14 protein-coding genes are annotated in these 17,682 nt (G+C 60.3%); 7 read left to right on the forward strand and 7 right to left on the reverse strand.

The genetic code is table 11. The annotated features are described in order from the left end of the window. Positions 1 to 23: 23 nt before the first annotated feature. The 3 genes from AC5STB_RS17210 to AC5STB_RS17220 are packed head-to-tail and all read left to right on the forward strand — an operon-like array spanning position 24 to position 4,133. Complete coding sequence (locus AC5STB_RS17210) at positions 24 to 680, forward strand: ABC transporter ATP-binding protein (RefSeq protein WP_495444016.1); 657 nt, start codon at positions 24 to 26, stop codon at positions 678 to 680. Beyond that, entirely contained in the window at positions 677 to 3,094 is a 2,418-nt protein-coding gene (locus AC5STB_RS17215; RefSeq protein ID WP_495444017.1) for an ABC transporter permease, read from the forward strand. The genes AC5STB_RS17210 and AC5STB_RS17215 overlap by 4 nt, the downstream gene beginning before the upstream one ends. Continuing rightward, on the forward strand, positions 3,084 to 4,133 hold the full coding sequence (locus AC5STB_RS17220; RefSeq protein WP_495444018.1) for a lipocalin-like domain-containing protein: 1,050 nt from the start codon (positions 3,084 to 3,086) through the stop codon (positions 4,131 to 4,133). The genes AC5STB_RS17215 and AC5STB_RS17220 overlap by 11 nt, the downstream gene beginning before the upstream one ends. A 27-nt stretch (positions 4,134 to 4,160) precedes the next feature. Here AC5STB_RS17220 and AC5STB_RS17225 read toward each other — a convergent pair whose 3' ends face one another. The 3 genes from AC5STB_RS17225 to AC5STB_RS17235 form a co-directional block, all read right to left on the reverse strand. Next, positions 4,161 to 4,592: a universal stress protein gene (locus tag AC5STB_RS17225; RefSeq protein ID WP_495444019.1), complete on the reverse strand. Its 432-nt coding sequence runs from the start codon at positions 4,590 to 4,592 to the stop codon at positions 4,161 to 4,163. After that, positions 4,589 to 7,198: a TRAP transporter permease gene (locus AC5STB_RS17230; RefSeq protein ID WP_495444020.1), complete on the reverse strand. Its 2,610-nt coding sequence runs from the start codon at positions 7,196 to 7,198 to the stop codon at positions 4,589 to 4,591. The genes AC5STB_RS17225 and AC5STB_RS17230 overlap by 4 nt, the downstream gene beginning before the upstream one ends. Before the next feature lie 113 nt (positions 7,199 to 7,311). Next, on the reverse strand, positions 7,312 to 8,274 hold the full coding sequence (locus AC5STB_RS17235) for a TAXI family TRAP transporter solute-binding subunit (RefSeq protein WP_495444021.1): 963 nt from the start codon (positions 8,272 to 8,274) through the stop codon (positions 7,312 to 7,314). Between the two features lie 393 nt (positions 8,275 to 8,667). Here AC5STB_RS17235 and AC5STB_RS17240 point away from each other — a divergent pair, with 393 nt between their 5' ends. Continuing rightward, positions 8,668 to 8,985 carry a hypothetical protein gene (locus AC5STB_RS17240; protein ID WP_495444022.1) on the forward strand — a complete coding sequence of 106 codons (318 nt, stop codon included), beginning with the start codon at positions 8,668 to 8,670 and terminating at the stop codon, positions 8,983 to 8,985. Positions 8,986 to 9,061: 76 nt separating this feature from the next. Here AC5STB_RS17240 and AC5STB_RS17245 read toward each other — a convergent pair whose 3' ends face one another. Continuing rightward, positions 9,062 to 12,187, reverse strand: coding sequence for an efflux RND transporter permease subunit (locus AC5STB_RS17245; protein WP_495444023.1), 3,126 nt, complete (start codon positions 12,185 to 12,187; stop codon positions 9,062 to 9,064). A gap of 3 nt (positions 12,188 to 12,190) precedes the next feature. Continuing rightward, positions 12,191 to 13,354: an efflux RND transporter periplasmic adaptor subunit gene (locus tag AC5STB_RS17250; protein WP_495444024.1), complete on the reverse strand. Its 1,164-nt coding sequence runs from the start codon at positions 13,352 to 13,354 to the stop codon at positions 12,191 to 12,193. A gap of 295 nt (positions 13,355 to 13,649) precedes the next feature. Between AC5STB_RS17250 and ypfJ the strand changes: the two genes are divergently transcribed. From ypfJ to AC5STB_RS17265, 3 genes are all read left to right on the forward strand, one after another. Next, entirely contained in the window at positions 13,650 to 14,495 is an 846-nt protein-coding gene (gene ypfJ / locus AC5STB_RS17255; RefSeq protein WP_495444025.1) for a KPN_02809 family neutral zinc metallopeptidase, read from the forward strand. A gap of 137 nt (positions 14,496 to 14,632) precedes the next feature. Then, a complete protein-coding gene (mtnA, locus tag AC5STB_RS17260) occupies positions 14,633 to 15,739 on the forward strand; it encodes an S-methyl-5-thioribose-1-phosphate isomerase (protein ID WP_495444026.1) in 1,107 nt (368 codons plus the stop codon). Between the two features lie 16 nt (positions 15,740 to 15,755). Continuing rightward, the gene (locus AC5STB_RS17265; protein ID WP_495444027.1) at positions 15,756 to 16,421 is read left to right on the forward strand and encodes a class II aldolase/adducin family protein; all 666 of its coding nucleotides are present in this window, start codon (positions 15,756 to 15,758) and stop codon (positions 16,419 to 16,421) included. Positions 16,422 to 16,487: 66 nt separating this feature from the next. On the opposite strand, the gene AC5STB_RS17270 is transcribed toward AC5STB_RS17265, so the two are convergent. Together AC5STB_RS17270 and AC5STB_RS17275 are read right to left on the reverse strand one after the other, a co-directional pair. Beyond that, positions 16,488 to 16,796 (reverse strand): lipid-A-disaccharide synthase N-terminal domain-containing protein, encoded by a 309-nt coding sequence (locus AC5STB_RS17270; protein WP_495444028.1) that lies wholly within the window; start codon positions 16,794 to 16,796, stop codon positions 16,488 to 16,490. After that, a complete protein-coding gene (locus AC5STB_RS17275; RefSeq protein ID WP_495444029.1) occupies positions 16,793 to 17,575 on the reverse strand; it encodes a glycosyltransferase family 2 protein in 783 nt (260 codons plus the stop codon). Before AC5STB_RS17275 ends, AC5STB_RS17270 begins: the two co-directional genes overlap by 4 nt. Positions 17,576 to 17,682: the final 107 nt, after the last annotated feature.

The following is a 17,682-nucleotide window of genomic DNA, read 5'->3' on the forward strand; positions in this document are numbered from 1 at the left end:
AATCGCCCGGAAAGTTGCCGATAATGGTTTTGACAATCTGCAATGTGACCAAGTCTTATCCAGGCCAGACGGCAGAAACAGCTGTACTGCGCGGGGTAACTATGGAACTGGCAGCAGGCAGCAGCCTGGCACTGACCGGGGAAAGCGGCTCCGGCAAAAGCACCCTTCTGCATTTGGCCGGAGCACTTGACCGCTTCGACAGCGGAGAAATTGAGATTGACGGCACCCGCCTGTCTGGCCTTGGGGACCGCCAACTGGCTGCGCTGCGGCGAGAAAAGGTTTCTCTTGTTTTCCAGCAATTTAATTTAATCCCTTCACTTAATGTAAGGCAGAACATCGCACTTCACGCCCGGCTGGGCGGCAGGTGGGACGCGGACTGGGGGCTGAACCTGGCCAGCCATCTTGGCCTTGCCAGCCTGCTGAATTACTACCCGGAGCAGCTGTCCGGCGGGCAACAACAGCGCGTGGCAATCGCGCGCGCACTGGCCCTGCGGCCCAAACTGCTGCTGGCAGACGAGCCGACCGGTAACCTGGACGAGGCTGCCAGCGCAAAGGTGCTTGAACTGATGCTGGAACTGGTGGGCGAAAGCGGCACGGCGCTGTTCCTGGTGACCCATTCATCCACCATCGCTCAGATGCTGGATCAGCACCTGCATCTGCGCAATGGTTTGGCTGCATGACCCGCGCTGCGCTGCACGCCATCCTTTCGCATTGGCGGCGCCACCCGCTGCAGCTTGCAACCCTGATCCTGGGACTGGCGCTGGCAACCGGCCTTTGGTCAGCTGTGCAGGCGATCAACGCAGAGGCCCGTGCCAGCTATGCCCGGGCAGCTGAACAGCTTGGCACCGCAGGAGCGGACCGGCTGGTGCCAATGTCGGGGATGATCCCGCTTGGTCAGTACGCGGCATTGCGGCGGGCAGGATGGCAGCTGGCGCCAGTGCTGGAAGGTACTGTCAGGTTTGAGCAGCAAAGCTTTGATATCATGGGTGTTGACCTGCTGCAGCACCCGCTGGCTGCCACGCTATCCGAAGCCTTGGAGCAAGACGGCGTGCCGCCTCTGGACGCGCTTCTGCCGCCCGGACGGCTCTTTGCGCATCCTGAAACGGCGGAGCTGCTGCGAGCCTACCAGACTGCGCACCCGGTGACCGCGTTGGCGGCTTTGCCGCGCGGGATTGCTGTGGCTGACATCAGCCTCGCCAGCGCGCTGCAGCGCCGTCCGGACAGTCTCAGCTATCTGCTGGTTCTGCCGGAGCAGCGCCCTGGGCTGGCACCACTCCAGGAACTGGCGCCCAATCTGAAGCTTGTGGAGGCCCGTTCTTCCGCCTCCGACGCGGCGCGGCTGACCGACAGTTTCCACCTGAACCTGACCGCCTTCGGTCTACTGGCCTTTGCCGTAGGCCTGTTCATCGTCCAGGGCACGATCACGCTTAGCATTGAACAACGCCGCGGGATGATCCGCACGCTGCGGAGCCTTGGCGTGCCAATGCCGCTGTTGACCGGCCTCTTTGGTGCGGAACTGGCTGTCATCGCGCTGGCGGCGGGCGCCGCCGGGCTGGCAGGCGGTTACTTTGTGGCGGCAGCACTGCTGCCAGACGTCAGCGCCACCCTCGCCGGACTCTACGGTGCACCAGTGGACGGCAGCCTTTCCCTGCGACCAGGTTGGGCAATCTCCGGTCTCTCAATGGCGCTGGGCGGCACATTCCTGGGCGGGGCGCAGGCCCTTTTTGCGCTGTGGCGGATGCCGCTGCTGGCTGCCCATGCCACCCGCGCCCGGGGCCAGCAGGCCAGCCGGTCGCATAGTGCCGGAGCGTTTTCGGGCGCGGCTCTCATCGCGGGAGCGTTTATTGTACTTCATACCTTTCAGGGTCTTATCGCGGGTTTTGCGTTTCTGGGCGCATTGATGCTGGGGGCCGCTCTGCTGTTACCGATGCTGATTTCCGCCGGGCTGCGCCTTGGCGGGCGGCTGGCCAAGGGGGCTTTTACAGAATGGCTCTGGGCCGATACACGCGCACAGCTTCCCGGGTTGTCGCTTGCCTTGATGGCCTTGTTGCTGGCGCTGGCCACCAACATTGGGGTCGGCACCATGGTCTCCAGCTTTCGCCTGACCTTTACCGGCTGGCTGGATCAGCGCCTGTTTGCTGAGGTCTATGTCACAGCAAGCAGCGACGCCCAAGGCGCAGAATTAGCCGAGTGGTTGCATACCCAGCGCATCACGGCTCTGCCGCGGCGCTACAGCGACACCCGGCACCAGGGCGCACCCCTGCGCATCTACGGGGTTTCGGATAGTCCGGCCTACCGGCAGAACTGGCCGCTGCTGGACGCGCTTCCGGATGCCTGGGACCAGATTGCGGGCGGTCAGGCCGCTCTAATCAACGAGCAACTTGCCCGCCGTCACGGACTGGCTCCGGGCTCCGTCTTGGAGCTGGAGCCAGAATGGCGCCTGACCATCGCCGGGATCTACTCCGATTACGGCAACCCGAACGGCCAGGTCATGGTTTCCCTACCTGCGCTGCTGACCCGCACGCCCGACCTGCCGAACCGGCATTTCGGCCTCCGGGTCGCACCGGATCAAATCGAGAACCTGATCAGAAACCTTCGGCAGGACCTTGGTATTCCAAGAGAAAACATAACCGATCAAGCCAGTGCCAAGTCCCGGTCGCTGGCGGTGTTTGATCGGACCTTTGTCATCACCGGCGCATTGAAGCTGCTAACGCTTGGTGTCGCGGGGTTTGCCCTTCTGACCAGCCTGCTCACCTTGTGGAACCAGCGCTTACCGCAGCTTGCGCCGGTCTGGGCGATGGGCCTGACCCGCCGCCAATTGGCCGGGGTTGAAATCCTGCGCAGCGTGCTGCTGACAGCAGCAACCGCAACTCTGGCGCTGCCACTGGGGCTGGTCTTAGCCTGGGCACTGCTGTCGGTGATCAATGTGGAGGCCTTTGGCTGGAAGCTTCCGATGTACCTGTTTCCGCTTGATTGGCTTCGGCTGTTCCTGCTGGCACTGGTGGCTGCGATCATTGCTGCTGCGCTGCCAGCCCGTCGGCTCAGCCGGATTGATCCGGCCGCATTGCTCAAGGTGTTTGCCAATGAACGCTAAGACTTTTCTCTGCACCGCCGCCGCCATCTGGGCTACCGCAGCTCAGCCGCAGGGCTATGCCGGGCTGGGAACAACCGCAGACGGCTTTGCCTCTCCGAAGTCCGGCACCCAGCTGTCCTTTCCAGAAGACCATGGCCCGCATCCTGATTTTCGCATTGAATGGTGGTACTTGACTACCAATCTTGGAGGTTCTGACGGTGCGGATTACGGCGTCCAATGGACGTTGTTTCGCTCTGCCCTGGCGCCTGGTGAAGCGGAGGGGTGGCGAAGCCCGCAGATTTGGATGGCCCATGCGGCCGTGACCAGCCGGGATCAGCACCTGTTCGCCGAGCGTATCGCCCGAGGCGGGATTGGCCAGGCTGGCGTTCAGGCGGACCCCTTTGACGCCTGGATTAATGACTGGCAGATGCGCTCCGCCGGGCAGTCTATTGAAAACATATCCCTTTCCGCCTCTGGTGATGGTTTCTCGTACTCACTGGCCCTCAGCGCCGATGGCCCCTTGGTGCAACATGGTGACAACGGCTATTCAGTGAAATCAGCAAGCGGTCAGGCGAGCCACTACTATTCCCAGCCGCACTATCAGGTCTCCGGTACGCTTGAGCTGGTGGAGGGGCCGGTCGAAGTCACCGGCCATGGCTGGCTGGACCGGGAATGGTCCAGCCAGCCGCTAGCAGAAGACCAAAACGGCTGGGACTGGTTTTCGCTCAGCTTTGACAGCGGCGGCAAGCTAATGGGCTTCGTTCTGCGCAGCGAAACCGGCGACTTTACATCCGGCACCTGGATTGCCGCTGACGGGACGGCGGAACCGCTGGAACCGGGGGCCTTTCAGGCTGAACCCCTGGAATACAGCGAGGTGGCTGGACGCAAGGTTCCAACGCGCTGGCAAGCAAACCTGCCTGCCAAGGAGGTTTTCATTGAGGTGCAGGCGCTTAACCCGCAAAGCTGGATGGGCACTTCGTTTTCCTACTGGGAGGGACCGGTCACGGTCACGGGCAGCCACAGCGGCAAGGGGTACCTCGAAATGACTGGATATGAATAAGGGCGCCCGAAGGCGCCCTTGTCTGTTTCAGCGGACTACAAAGACTGAACAGTTGGAGTGGCGGATAACCCGGGCCGCGTTTGGCCCGAGCAGGTAATCCTTCAGATCCGGTTTATGTGCCCCAATCACGATCAGGCCGCTGCCTGCGGTCCCGGCAACCTTCAGGATCTCCTGATAGGCGGTACCAGTGGCCACCAAATGGCGGACCTTGGCGTTACGGTCCTTGCCAAGAACTCTCTCGCACAGATCAGTCAATCGCTGAGTGGTGTCCTTGACCGCCTTTTTATGGTGGTGTTCCTCAAAGAAGCCCGAGACCCAGCTTTCGCCAAAGTCCGGCAAGACATTGACGACGTCCAGCTGGGCATCCTCCAGATCAGCCAGCCGGGCGGCCTGAGCCAGAACCATTTCGTCCAAGGCCGGATCATTCAACTCCAAGGCGCAAAGAACGGGTTTGCTCATGCTGTTACTCCTTCTTCTTCACGCGCGCGGCCGCGCTGCATCAGGGCTACCAGGGCAACCAGCAGAAGCGCCGGCAGGAACATCAGCTCCTTCGGCAATTGGCTGGCAGGGGCCTGGACAGCGATGATCTGAACCGGTTCGTCGGCGTAGAAATCAAAGCTCTCCAGATTGGGGGCTGCCGCGGTGCCGAACATCGGCTCTTCCAGCTTCACCGCTCCATCTTCCTCCATCAAAAGCAGGCCGTAGGCATCGACAGCAGACTGCCCGTCCGAGCCATCGGCGGTCATGATCATCGTGGTGCTTTTGATCTCAGACGTGTCGAAATCCGGGCCCTCTACGGTAATCCGAAGTTCTGCCCCCGGCTCTGCCTCCTCCAGCGCCTGCGCCAGCTGGGCCGGCGGGACCTGGGCAAAGGGCGGCATCACCCGGTCCATGAAGAAGTCCGGGCGGAACAGTGCAAAGGCTGCAAAGATAAGAAGGACGCTCTCATAGATCCGGTTGCGGCTGACGAAGTAACCCATGGTGCCCGCGGTAAAGACGAGGATCGCAATGGTGGCTGATATGGCCACGAGTATCCCCTGTATCCAGTTCACATCAATCAGCAGAAGGTCGGTATTGAAGATGAATACAAACGGCAGCGCCACGGTCCGCAAGCTGTAGAAGAACGCTGTGAAGCCTGTACGTATGGCATCGCCGCCCGACACAGCCGCAGCTGCAAAACTGGCAAGCCCCACAGGCGGTGTCACGTCAGCCATGATCCCGAAGTAGAATACAAACAGATGCACAGCAATCAGCGGCACGATCAGGCCAGACTGGGCACCCAGTTCCACCACGACGCCCGCCATCAACGAACTGACAACGATGTAGTTGGCGGTTGTCGGCAGGCCCATGCCCAGTACCAGTGACAGCAGGCCTACCATCACCAGCATAAGGATCAGGTTGCCGCCCGAGACGAACTCGACCAGCTCGGACATCACCTGCCCCACGCCGGTCAGCGTCACGGTGCCGACGATCACGCCTGCGGTGGCGGTAGCCAACGCGATGCCGATCATGTTGCGGGCACCGTCGATCAGACCGTTCCAGAGGTCATGGATACCTTCCACGAAGGCGTTAGCCATATTGCTTTGCCCGCGGAAGATGGCCTTGAGCGGTTTCTGCGTCAGCAGGATCGCAAACAGCAGAGCTGTTGCCCAGAAGGCTGACAGTCCGGGCGACTTCTGCTCGATCATCAGGAAGTAAACCAGCACAATGATCGGCAGCAGGTAATGCAGGCCCGCCTTGTAGATCTCTGCCACCACTGGAAGTTCGACCTCTTTGGCGTTGGGGTCATCCGGCACCAGATCATCAACGCCGGAGGCCAGCCACAGCAGGCCAACATAGACCGCAAGCAGCAAGGCCGACAGCGTCAGGCCTGAAGCCTCGGGCATAGCAGTGACCACCCATTTCACAGGGTACTGCACGCCGTAGCAAAGGGCCGCAAAGCCCGCAAAGAACAGAGCCATGCCGCCGATCGTACGGCCCATCGACACCACGCGATTGCCCAGCGTCGGCATGTTCCGCTTCACCGCTTCCAGATGCACGATATAGACCAGCGCGATGTAGGAGATCGCGGCCGGAAGGAAGGCATGGGTGATCACCTCGACATAAGAGATGCCCACATATTCCACCATCAGAAAGGCCGCAGCCCCCATCACCGGCGGCATGATCTGACCGTTCACCGAGGACGCCACCTCGACCGAGCCAGCCTGCTCAGAGGTGAAGCCCACACGCTTCATCAGCGGGATCGTGAAAGTGCCGGTGGTGACCACGTTGGCGATAGAAGAGCCGGAAATCAGACCGGTCGCGGCAGAGCCGACAACAGCCGCCTTGGCCGGGCCGCCGCGCAGGTGGCCAAGCGCGCCAAAGGCCATCTTGATGAAGTAGTTGCCGGCACCCGCCTTATCCAGCAGCGCGCCGAACAGCACAAAGAGGAAGACGAATTTCGTTGAAACACCCAGTGCGATACCGAAAACGCCTTCGGACGTGATCCACATGTGACTCATGGCCTTCTTCAGGCTGGCACCTTTCCAGCGGATAACTTCAGGCACCCATTCGGAGGAGCCGAAGAAGACGTAGGCCAGGAAAATCGTGGCAATGATCGCCATCGCCGGGCCAAGCGCGCGGCGCGCGGCTTCGAAAAGAAGGATCAGACCGGCGAGCGCGAACCACTTGTCCATGTCGTCGGCAAGTCCGCCGGAATCAACGATTTTCTGATAGAAAATATAACCGTAAAGCGCGATGCCGGTGCCCGCGATGGCAAAGATCCAATCCTGTATCGGGATGTAAGCCCGCGGGCTCGATTTCAAGGCAGGATAGGCGGCATAGGCCAGGAAAAGAGCAAAAGCCAAATGGATTTGGCGGGAATTGTTGATCACGCTGCCAGGCAGCAGCTGGTTGGCCAGCGGTGAGGCCAGAATGACTTGGAACACGGACCAGATGACGGCGACGATCGCCAGGAACAGCCCCACGCTTCCCACCGGGTTGCGGGCGCCCGCGTCGGAGGACGCGACCAGTTCCTGAAGTTCTTCTTCGCTAAGCGGCCGATTTCCCTGAGCATCGGATGTCATGGATAATCTCCCCTGCGGCCGCCGTTTCGCGGGGCCGGTATGGTCAAGCCCGGGCCTTGGGCCTCAGGCGAAAACGGGGCGCTTGATGCGCCCCGTTCCTGTTATCTGGCGGATTACTCGATCCAGCCTTTTTCTTTGTAGTACTTCTCGGCGCCCGGATGCAGCGGGGCCGACAGGCCGTCCGCGATCATCTCTTCCGGCTTCAGGTTGGCAAACGCCGGGTGCAGCTTCTGGAAGGCTTCGAAGTTTTCGAAGACGGAGCTGACCACAGCGTATACTGCATCGTCCGAAACGTCAGCCGAGGTCACGAAGGTCGCGCCCACACCGAAGGTGCTGGTATCGTTGTCGGATCCGCGGTACATGCCGCCCGGGATGGTCGCGGTGCGGTAGAAAGAGTTCTCTCCAACCAGTTTTTCAACCGCTTCGCCGTCTACGGTCACCAGCACCGAGTCACAGGCGGTTGTGGCTTCCTGGATGGAGCCGGACGGGTGGCCGACGGTGTAGATCATCGCGTCGATCTGGTTGTCGCACAGCGCTGCGGACTGTTCCGCTGCTTTCAGCTCAGTTGCCAGGGCGAACTCTTCCATGCCCCAGCCTTTGGCGTCCATGAGAACTTCCATGGTGGCGCGCTGGCCGGAACCGGGGTTGCCGATGTTGACGCGCTTGCCTTTGAGGTCGTCAAAAGAGGAAATCCCGGCGTCAGCACGAGCCACGACGGTAAAGGGTTCCGGATGCACCGAGAAAACCGCACGAAGACCTTCAAAAGCTTGGCCCTCGAATTGTACTACGCCGTTGTATGCGTTGTACTGAATGTCGGATTGAGCCACGCCAAACTGGAGTTCACCCTCTTTAATTGTGTTGACGTTGTAAACCGAGCCGCCGGTGGATTCGACGGCGCATTTGAAGCCGTGCTCCTTGCGGCCCTTGTTCACCAGACGGCAGATGGCGCCGCCGGTCGGGTAATAAACGCCGGTCACGCCGCCGGTGCCGATGGTGATGTATTCCTGAGCAAATGCTGCGGGCGCCCCAAAGGTCGCTGCCACCAATGCGCCGATAGCCAGCTTGGTGTGTTTCATGATCAAGTCTCTCCCACTTGTCTTATGATTTGCAGCCCTGCTTGAACAGCTGTCCATCTGGTGTCCGGGTCGCATCCCGGATAGGGAAACTGGCTAGCCAACCAGGGTGCGTGCTGAAAAATATCGCACGCGCAGAAGGGTTTCATTGCCACCTTCCCAAGTCAAGGGTGCTATTTATTGCCGCACCCCTTTTCGCCGCCTTTTTCGTTTTGGTGACGACAGTTAGAGTTTTTTCCCCCTAAAACCGGCGGCAGCTTTACCAGCCTTTGCGCAAAGATTTTTCTTGCAAGGAAAATCCGGCTGCATGTGCTTCCGCCGTTTCATTGCTTTGGCAGCCGCAGACCAGCGTAGCAAAACCGCCTTGGCAAAATGGCACGCTTACGAAACAGAAGGGTGACAGATGCAAAAAACGACGCTATCAAGCGTCACACAAAAAATATGCGGCACCGGCTACTCTGGCACGAAGCCGTAACCAGAACCTACAGGGAGCTTGCAGCGATGCTGCTCAGCCAAGTGATTTTTGATAACCCGTCCCTGACGGATTTCTGGGCGTTGGAGCGGTGCGTTTCCGCCGAAGCCCGCAAGATGCCAAAAGGCGCCAGTGCGCCGCTGACCTGCGATGTGGAACCGGAGTTTCGGGGCACTCCGCGGAAGTGGGACTTGATCCTTGCAACCGCCCATGAGCGCGGACTGCGCGCCCGGGCGGGCTAACCTCACACGCGCTGCCGCATTCCCAGCCATTTTCTGGTATACCCCGCCAGCCGGATGGCTGGCGGGGATAGCCCTTTTACTCTGCCGGGCTTCCGGCAGGCTCGCCTTTAAACCGTTCCCGCAGCCCCTGCATCATGGCGTAAAGCACCGGAACGACAATCACGCCAACGACGGTGGCCGCCAGCATGCCGCCAAACACCGCGATACCAATTGCGCTCTGACTGGCGGCCCCTGCTCCAGATGCAATCATCAGCGGCACGACCCCCAGCAGGAATGACAGGGCGGTCATCATCACCGCGCGGAAACGCTGTTTGGCAGCCTCCTGTGCAGCTTCTCGGATGGACAGGCCCGCTGCCCGCTGCTCCATCGCGAACTCTACGATCAGGATGGCGTTCTTTGACGCCAGACCGATCAGCATGATCATCCCGATCTGAGTGTAGAGGTTGATGTCATTGCCAGCGATCGCCACCGCGGCCACGGCACCGAACAGCGCGACTATGACCGACAGCAGAATTGCCACTGGCATCGTCCAGCTTTCGTACTGCCCGACCAGGAACAGGTAGCCGAACAGAACTGCCATCGCCAGAATGACGGTGACCAGCCCTGCCGAATCCAGTTGCTGCTGCGCGGTGCCGGTCCATTCGAAGGAATAGCCCGGTGGCAGCGCGGTCGCGGCTTCCTCCTGCATCACCCGGATCGCGTCGCCTGTGGACAGGCCGGGCGCCGGAACCGCAGTTACTGTGGCGGAGCGGAAGATGTTGTGGCGCTTCAGCAGCACCGGCCCCAGCACGTTTTCGACGTCGATCAGCGTTGACAGCGGCACCATCTCACCCGATTGCGCCCGCACATAGAGACCGCCGATATCCTCAATCTTGTCGCGGTATGACCCCTCAGCCTGCAGCATCACCTTGTAGACGCGGCCGAACAGGTTGAAGTCGTTAACATAATAGGACCCGAGGTGGGTCTGCATGGTCTGGAACACCTCGGCAATCGGCACATTCAGCGTCTTGGCCTTTTCGCGGTTCAGATCGACAAACACCTGCGGGACATTAGCCCGGAAGGTTGTATAGGACTGGGCAATTTCAGACCGCTGATTGGCGGAATAGACCAGCGAGCCGACCGATTGCGCCAGATCCTGCGGGGTGCCGCCCGCGGTCTGCTGCACCGCCATTTCGACACCCGCCGACATGCCCAGGCCTGAGATTGGCGGCGGATTGAAGGCAACAATACTGGCTGCAGCCTCGCCATTTGCAATGCCGTAAATCTGACCCAGGATCGCGTTCGGCTGGAGCGCCGCGTCTTGCCTCTCATCCCAGGGCGCCAGGGTTGCGATAATCATCGCACCATTGGCGCTGGCGCCGTTCAGCAAGCTGAATCCGTTCACCAGCACTGTACCCTGAACTCCCGGGATCCGGCGGATCTGCTCGTCTATCCGGCGCGTCACCGTCTCTGTCCGCCCCAGCGCTGCCGCATCGGGCAGCTGGACATCAACAAACAAGTAGCCATTGTCTTCGGCAGGGAGGAAACCCTTGGGGGCGGAGTTGAAAACCGCTCCGGTGCCAAAGGCCACCACCGCGATGATTACCAGCCCGATCACCGGCACTCGCAGCAGCCTTGTCACGACCCCGAGGTACCCGTTGCGCGCACTGCCAATCATGCTTTCGAATTTCGCCAGCAGCCCTCTGGGCGGACCAGAGCGGGCCTTGAGCACGATACCGCAGAGCGCAGGCGACAGCGTGAGCGCGTTTACCGAAGAAATAACGACCGCGACCGAAATCGTCACTGCGAATTGCGAGTAGAGCTTGCCGGTAATCCCGGGCATGAACGTGACCGGCACAAATACCGCCAGCAGCACCAGTGTGGTGGCGATCACCGGGCCGGTGATCTGGGCCATTGCCTTGCGCGTTGCATCCGCGGGCGAAAGTCCCTCTTCGGCAATGATGCGTTCGACATTCTCCACCACCACAATGGCGTCATCCACCACGATGCCAATTGCCAGCACCAGCGCAAACAGCGAGATGGTATTGAGCGACATGCCAAGGGCCAGCAGGAACGCAAAAGTGCCGATCAGCGAGACCGGGATTGCCACCGCCGGAATGATCGTGGCGCGGACAGACCCCAGGAAGATGAACACGACAGAGATCACCAGCACAAAGGTCATCATCAGGGTGGAGACCACATCGTTGAGTGATTGCTCGACAAAATCCGTGGTATTGAACGGCACTGCAAAAGAGACGTCATCTGGAAATGCCTGAGACAGGCGGTCCATCTCCGCCAAAACGCCTTCCGACACGGCAAGCGCATTGGCACCCGGCGCCTGGTAGACCGCCAGAATGGTTGCCGGAACACCATTGAAGTAGCCGGAAGAGCTATAGTTCGAGGCTCCAAGTTCCACTTTGGCAATGTCTCTCAGGCGGACGGTGCTGCCGCCATCCCCTGTGCGGATCACAATATTTTCGAACTCACTGACTTCGGTCAGGCGCCCCTTGGATTTGATCGTGTACTGGAACACCTGATCGCCTGGCACGGGCGGCGCACCCACTTGGCCGGCTGACACTTCGACGTTCTGCTCCTGAACCGCATTGATCACGTCGCCTGGCGAAATACCCAGGCCCGCCATCGTGTTGGGGTTCAGCCAGACCCGCATAGCGTATTCAAAGTTGGTCAGGATCTCCGCCTTGCCTACACCGTCTACACGCGCCAGCGTATCCTTGATGTTGATCGCAGCATAGTTTGACAAAAACACGCTGTCATGTGACCCGTTGGGCGAAGTGAGCGCCGTCACCAGCAGCATGTTTGACGAACTTTTCTGGGTCACAACGCCATTCGAGTTGACCTCGGCAGGTAGCGCTGAAGCCGCCTGTGCCACGCGGTTCTGCACGTTGACAGAGGCAATATCCGGATCGGTTCCAACCTCGAATGTCACGTCCAGAGAATAGCTTCCGTTGTCGGCAGAGGTGGAGGTCATGTACAGCATTCCGTCGACGCCGTTGACCTGTGCTTCTATCGGCGCCGCGACGCTCTTCTCGACGGTTTCTGCATTTGCGCCCGGATAGTTGGCTGTGACGTTCACCACTGGCGGCGTGATTTCGGGGAACTGCGCCACCGGCAATGCGAAATAGCCAATGATGCCCATGACCGTCAGCACCAGGGAGATGACAATCGCGAATTTCGGTCTTGAGATGAAAGTGGAGGAAAACATCAGTTATTCTCCAGCCTGGCCGGCCATAACGGGGTCCACCTCGACACCGGGCCGGATCTTTTGCAGCCCTTCAACCACCACGGTGTCGCCGTTGATCAGACCATCCAAAACGATGATCCCGGTGCCCTGCACATCGCCAGTTGCGATATAACGCTGCTGCGCTTGGTTGTTTTCATCCACCACCAGTACAAACGGCCCTTGCTGATCGCGCTGAATTGCTGCCTGGCTGATGACAATCCGGTCGACCGCTTGCTGGGATTGCAGCCCCACGGTGAGGAAAGCACCGTCCAGGATCAGCCGGTCCTTGTTTTCGAACTTTGCGCGCACAGTGACTGCGCCGGTCGTGGGATCCACCCGGTTTCCGGCAAAGGCAATCCGGCCCTTTTCCTCCAGCTCAGCTCCGTTAGGCAGCACGACAAACACCTCCGGCGCGGTTTCGATGTCGCCGCGGTCGACTCCCTCGGCTTCCAGCTCCTGCAAGATCTCGACGAACTGCTTTTCATTCACGGAGAAGGACACATAAACCGGTGCTTCGCGCACGATGTTGACCAGCGGGGAGCCGCTGGGGCTGACCACGTCGCCGATACTGACCTCAACACGTCCGACGCGGCCAGAGAAAGGCGCGTGAACCTCAGTGTAGCTCAGATCCAGCTCCGCCTGCTGGATAGCAGCCCGGGCAGCCCGCACCTGTGCCTCTGCTACCTGTTCATTGGCGCGGGCAGTGTCGCGGTCCGCTTCCGGGACCGAACCGCGCTCGAACAGCTCCTGCTTGCGGACCAGCTCCAGTGACGCCAGCTCCAGATTGGCCTCAGCCTGCGCCAGTTCCGCCCGCCGACTCTCCAGCACTGCATCATAGGCGCTGCGCTCGATACGGAACAGCGTATCCCCCTTCTCGACCTCTGCGCCGTCCTGGACCAGGACTTCCTCCAGATAGCCGCTCACCCGGGCCATGATATCGGCCTTGTCAATCGCCTCGCCGCGACCGATGTAAGTTGCTGTGTCCTTGATCGGTTTGATCACCGCCTCGGAAACTGACACCTTGGGTGCAGCCCCCTGTCCCTGCTGCGCAAGTGCCGCATCCGCTGCAGCCAGGCCTACCGCGGCCACCATTGCAAGGCCGGTCCGGCCGGTCAGGCCGGTCAGGCCGATGTTCCAGAAGCACGTCATTCTTGAGCCTTTCAATTAAACAGAATTTTTTGCGCAGCCTTCAACCCGGCCTGCCGCCCTGTATCCAATTTGTTACCCTATTGAATAACGTCCCTACGCACATTCGCAAGCTGCACACGCTTTGCACAGGAGTTTCCGTCGCTGCGAGAGGCAGGAAACAGATGGAACTGCAGCATGCAGTCAGGCGTTCCCGGTATGCAGGGCCGGGTAACTTCACCTGCGGAATTTGATAACGGCTGCCAGGCAATTACCTTGTTTCTGCAAAGACGCCTGGCTTGAAAGCAAGGAGAATGACATGCGTTGGAAAGGGCGGCGCGCAAGCCGGAATATCGAGGACCGGCGCGGCCGCCGGATGTCAGGAAGGAGCGCAGGTATTGGCGGGGCCGGTCTTTTGCTGGTTGTTGTCGCGGGGGCCTTTTTCGGGGTGGATCTGACGCCGCTGCTGCAAGGATCCGCGCCGCAAACCAGCACCCCTGCCCCGATCACGGCAGCCGACCAGGAAGCCGCGGAGTTTGTCAGCGTCGCACTCGCGGATACCGAAGTTGTCTGGGCCTCTATTTTTGAACAGCAGCTCGGACGCCGCTACAGCCCGGCAGTCCTTGTCCTTTACAAAGGGGTGACGCAATCGCCCTGCGGCGGGGCATCCGGGGCAACCGGGCCGTTTTACTGCCCGCTGGATGAAAAAGTTTATCTCGACACCTCCTTCTTCACCACGCTGAGCCAGCGGCTGGGCGCGCGGGGAGATTTCGCAGCCGCTTATGTCGTTGCCCATGAGGTTGCCCATCATGTCCAGAACGAGCTTGGCATCCTGGGCGAAACCCAGCGTGTGCGCGCCCGCGTGAGCGAGGTTGAGTCCAATGCTATTTCTGTCCGCACAGAGCTGCAGGCCGATTGCTTCTCTGGGATCTGGGCCCGCTATGCCCAGGACACGCTGGGCACGCTGGAACCCGGCGACGTCGAAGAAGCCATGAACGCCGCCAAACAGATCGGTGATGATACGCTGCAGCGCAACGCCGGCCGGGTGCCGCAGCCGCACACGTTTTCCCATGGCACCAGTGCGCAAAGGCAAGAGTGGTTTGCCCGCGGCTTCCAAACCGGCGACGTCCAGTCCTGCGACACCTTCTCTACCGGATCCTTGTGACACTTTAGGCGTGCAGGCCATTGAAATCTCATGAGGCTGATGCTTGTGTAGCCGCACACACAGCAGAGCACGCACTTGCATCACAGGCCGTGTCCGGCCGCTTGCGCAGTGCCGCCGCAACGCATGGGAGAAAGCCGATGAAAGTTGATGGAACGCACTATCGGTCCTTGTGGTGGGACCATGAGCGGGAGGCGCTTCAGATCATCGACCAGCGCTGGCTGCCGCATGAATTCCGCATCCAGCAAGTGGACACGCTCCAGGATTTTGCCGATGCCATCACCGAAATGCGGGTTCGCGGAGCCCCATTGATCGGGGCGACTGCCGCTTATGGCATGGCACTGGCGATGCGGCTTGATCCGTCCATTGCGGCAATGAACCAGGCTTGGGGCTTTCTCAACGCAACCCGCCCGACCGCGATCAACCTGCGCTGGGCGCTGGACCGCTGCCGTGCCCGTCTGGAGCCGCTGAGCGAAGCGGAGCGTGCTGCCGCCGCCCTGTCTCTTGCGCATGAAATCGCGGATGAAGACGTCGGCATCAACCGCAGCATCGGCGCGCATGGACTGGAACTGATCCGGCAAATTGCAGCGGGCAAACCCGCGGGTGAGCCGGTCCGGCTGCTGACCCACTGCAACGCCGGCTGGCTGGCGACCGTGGACTGGGGCACCGCCACCAGCCCGATGTACCAGGCGCATGAGGCCGGTGTCCCTATCCACGTCTGGGTCGATGAAACCCGTCCCCGCAACCAGGGGGCGCTGACCTCCTGGGAACTGGGAAGCCACGGTATCAGCCACAGCTACATCTCCGATAACGCGGGCGGCCATCTGATGCAGCATGGGCAGGTCGATCTGGTCATCACCGGTACCGACCGCACCACCCGCCGCGGCGACGTTTGCAACAAGATCGGCACCTATCTGAAGGCATTGGCGGCCCGCGATAACGGGGTGCCTTTCTACGTCGCCCTGCCCTCGCCGACCATTGACTGGACGGTCTCGGACGGCGTAGCCGAAATCCCGATCGAAGAACGCAGCGCGCGTGAGATCACCCATGTTCAGGGCAAGACCGAAGGCGGCGCGATCGGCGTCGTGCAGGTGACGCCGGACGGAACTCCGGGCGGCAACCCGGCCTTTGACGTCACGCCCAACCGGCTGGTGACCGGACTGATTACCGAACGCGGCATCTGCGACGCCTCCGAGCAAGGCCTGGCAGGCCTGTTCCCGGAAATGGCCGCAGCAAAATCCGCCTGATGCCAGAGACTGCCCGATGAAACCGCCGTATCAGGACTGCACCGAACTCAGGCAAGCGGTGATTGACGCCTGCCTGGAAATGAACGCCGCGGGTATCAATCAGGGCACCTCCGGCAATATCTCAGTTCGCGCGGGGTCTCACCTGCTGATCACGCCGTCCGGCGTGCCCTATGAAAAACTGGCTCCAAAAGATCTTGTCTTGATTCCACTCGACGGCAGCCCTGCGCGGCCGGGACAGATGAAGCCCTCGACCGAGTGGCCCTTCCATCTGGCGATCCTTCAGGCCAAACCCGGCGTGAATGCCGTGGTCCATGCCCATCCCGTCTATTGCAGCGCGCTGGCGATGAACCGTCAGGCGATCCCGGCCTGCCACTACATGGTCGCGGCCTTTGGCGGCAGCGACGTGCCGGTGGCGGACTACGCGCTGTTCGGCAGCCGCCAGTTGTCGGAGAACATCACCCGTGCCTTGCGGGATCGCAGCGCTTGCCTGATGGCCAACCATGGCGCCGTTGCAACCGGGGACAACCTGCCCCGCGCGCTGTGGCGCATGGTGGAATTGGAAACCCTTGCAAAGGGTTACGCGACAAGCTTGACCATCGGCAAGCCGCATATCCTGAATGCGGACGAAATGGCGGAAGTTGTCACTGCCTTCGCGAACTACGGGCTGAAGGACAGCCGTTGATCTTGCGGGGATAATAAGAGGAGCCTGCGTCACCGTCCGAGTTTCCGACCTCGTTCATTGCTCCGCTTAAATAGTCTCCCGGTTTTCTGCGCGTATTAAAAAAATGTTACGCAAATAAATCGTGAGACCCATAGATTGGCCGAGGATAAAAACCGGATCGCGGCGATAGACCGCATAAGACAGAAGGATAATTCCGCCCCCTATGGAAAGATACCAGAATGCCATCGGCACGACCGATTTTTTTGCCCGCTCCGACGATATCCATTGGACCAAAAAACGCGCAGTAAACATAAGCTGGCCGAACAAGCCAATGCAGACCCACAGCGCCTCGCTTGGATTGCGAACCTGAAGAAAATTAAGGACTGTTTCAATCAATGTGCTGATACTTCCTGAGGCGACACGGTTCGCGCGCGACGCACAAGCCAAACCACGCCGAACAAATCCCACGCCCCCACGAGCGCGCGCCCGAGGTTTGTGTACTTTGAATGGCCGCTCAAACGTTCCTGATGGGCAACATCCACCAAAGCGATGTCCCAGCCGTATGCCTGGAACAACGCTGGCAAGTATCTGTGCATATGATTGAAATAGGGAAGCGCAAGAAACGCGTCCCGCCTGAATCCCTTCAAACCGCATCCGGTATCCCGGGTGCCATCCCTAAGAACCTTGCGCCGCAACGCATTCGCAAAATGCGAGGCGAGCTTCTTGGAAGCCGTGTCCTTGCGTCCGCGGCGTTGTCCGGCCACCAAGCCGATCTTCCCGCTTTCGTCGGAGAGCAGCGGAGCCCAAAGCTTCTTAAGTTCTTCGGGCGGATTTTGCCCGTCACCGTCCAAAGTACAGCAGATTTTCGAAGCAGCAGCACTGACACCTGAATGCACTGCAGCACTTTGACCGCCCGCTGTCTTATGCCTCAATACACGCAACTGCGGGCAGCTTTTCTGAAACGCGGAGAGCCGCTCAAATGTCTTGTCAGTAGAGCCGTCATCCACCGCGAGGATCTCAAAGTCAGACAGCTCAGACGCGGCGTTCAGTATCCCCTGAAGAAGCGACTGAACCGCCCCTTCCTCATTGTGCATGGGGATTACAATCGAAACGATTGGGCGGTTGTAATTGGGAGTCTCACAGCCTGGAGGCATCAGCTTGCACATTTCTTGCATTGATTCGAACCCGCTGGGTTGTGATTGATTGCATGAAGGAAATCAAGTACGAACCGAGCTCCAAGCCACTGCCTGGTGCAAACAGGCCCCAACAGAAAGCGGCGAAT

This window comes from Leisingera sp. CC-HEC093 (assembly GCF_059429195.1).

Bases quoted from the DNA above. Each gene is read 5' to 3' on its own strand.
- AC5STB_RS17210 (WP_495444016.1), top strand. From the start codon at position 24: ATGGTTTTGACAATCTGCAATGTGACCAAGTCTTATCCAGGCCAGACG.
- AC5STB_RS17215 (WP_495444017.1), top strand. From the start codon at position 677: ATGACCCGCGCTGCGCTGCACGCCATCCTTTCGCATTGGCGGCGCCAC.
- AC5STB_RS17220 (WP_495444018.1), top strand. From the start codon at position 3,084: ATGAACGCTAAGACTTTTCTCTGCACCGCCGCCGCCATCTGGGCTACC.
- AC5STB_RS17225 (WP_495444019.1), bottom strand. From the start codon at position 4,592: ATGAGCAAACCCGTTCTTTGCGCCTTGGAGTTGAATGATCCGGCCTTG.
- AC5STB_RS17230 (WP_495444020.1), bottom strand. From the start codon at position 7,198: ATGACATCCGATGCTCAGGGAAATCGGCCGCTTAGCGAAGAAGAACTT.
- AC5STB_RS17235 (WP_495444021.1), bottom strand. From the start codon at position 8,274: ATGAAACACACCAAGCTGGCTATCGGCGCATTGGTGGCAGCGACCTTT.
- AC5STB_RS17245 (WP_495444023.1), bottom strand. From the start codon at position 12,187: ATGTTTTCCTCCACTTTCATCTCAAGACCGAAATTCGCGATTGTCATC.
- AC5STB_RS17250 (WP_495444024.1), bottom strand. From the start codon at position 13,354: ATGACGTGCTTCTGGAACATCGGCCTGACCGGCCTGACCGGCCGGACC.
- ypfJ (WP_495444025.1), top strand. From the start codon at position 13,650: ATGCGTTGGAAAGGGCGGCGCGCAAGCCGGAATATCGAGGACCGGCGC.
- mtnA (WP_495444026.1), top strand. From the start codon at position 14,633: ATGAAAGTTGATGGAACGCACTATCGGTCCTTGTGGTGGGACCATGAG.
- AC5STB_RS17265 (WP_495444027.1), top strand. From the start codon at position 15,756: ATGAAACCGCCGTATCAGGACTGCACCGAACTCAGGCAAGCGGTGATT.
- AC5STB_RS17275 (WP_495444029.1), bottom strand. From the start codon at position 17,575: ATGCAAGAAATGTGCAAGCTGATGCCTCCAGGCTGTGAGACTCCCAAT.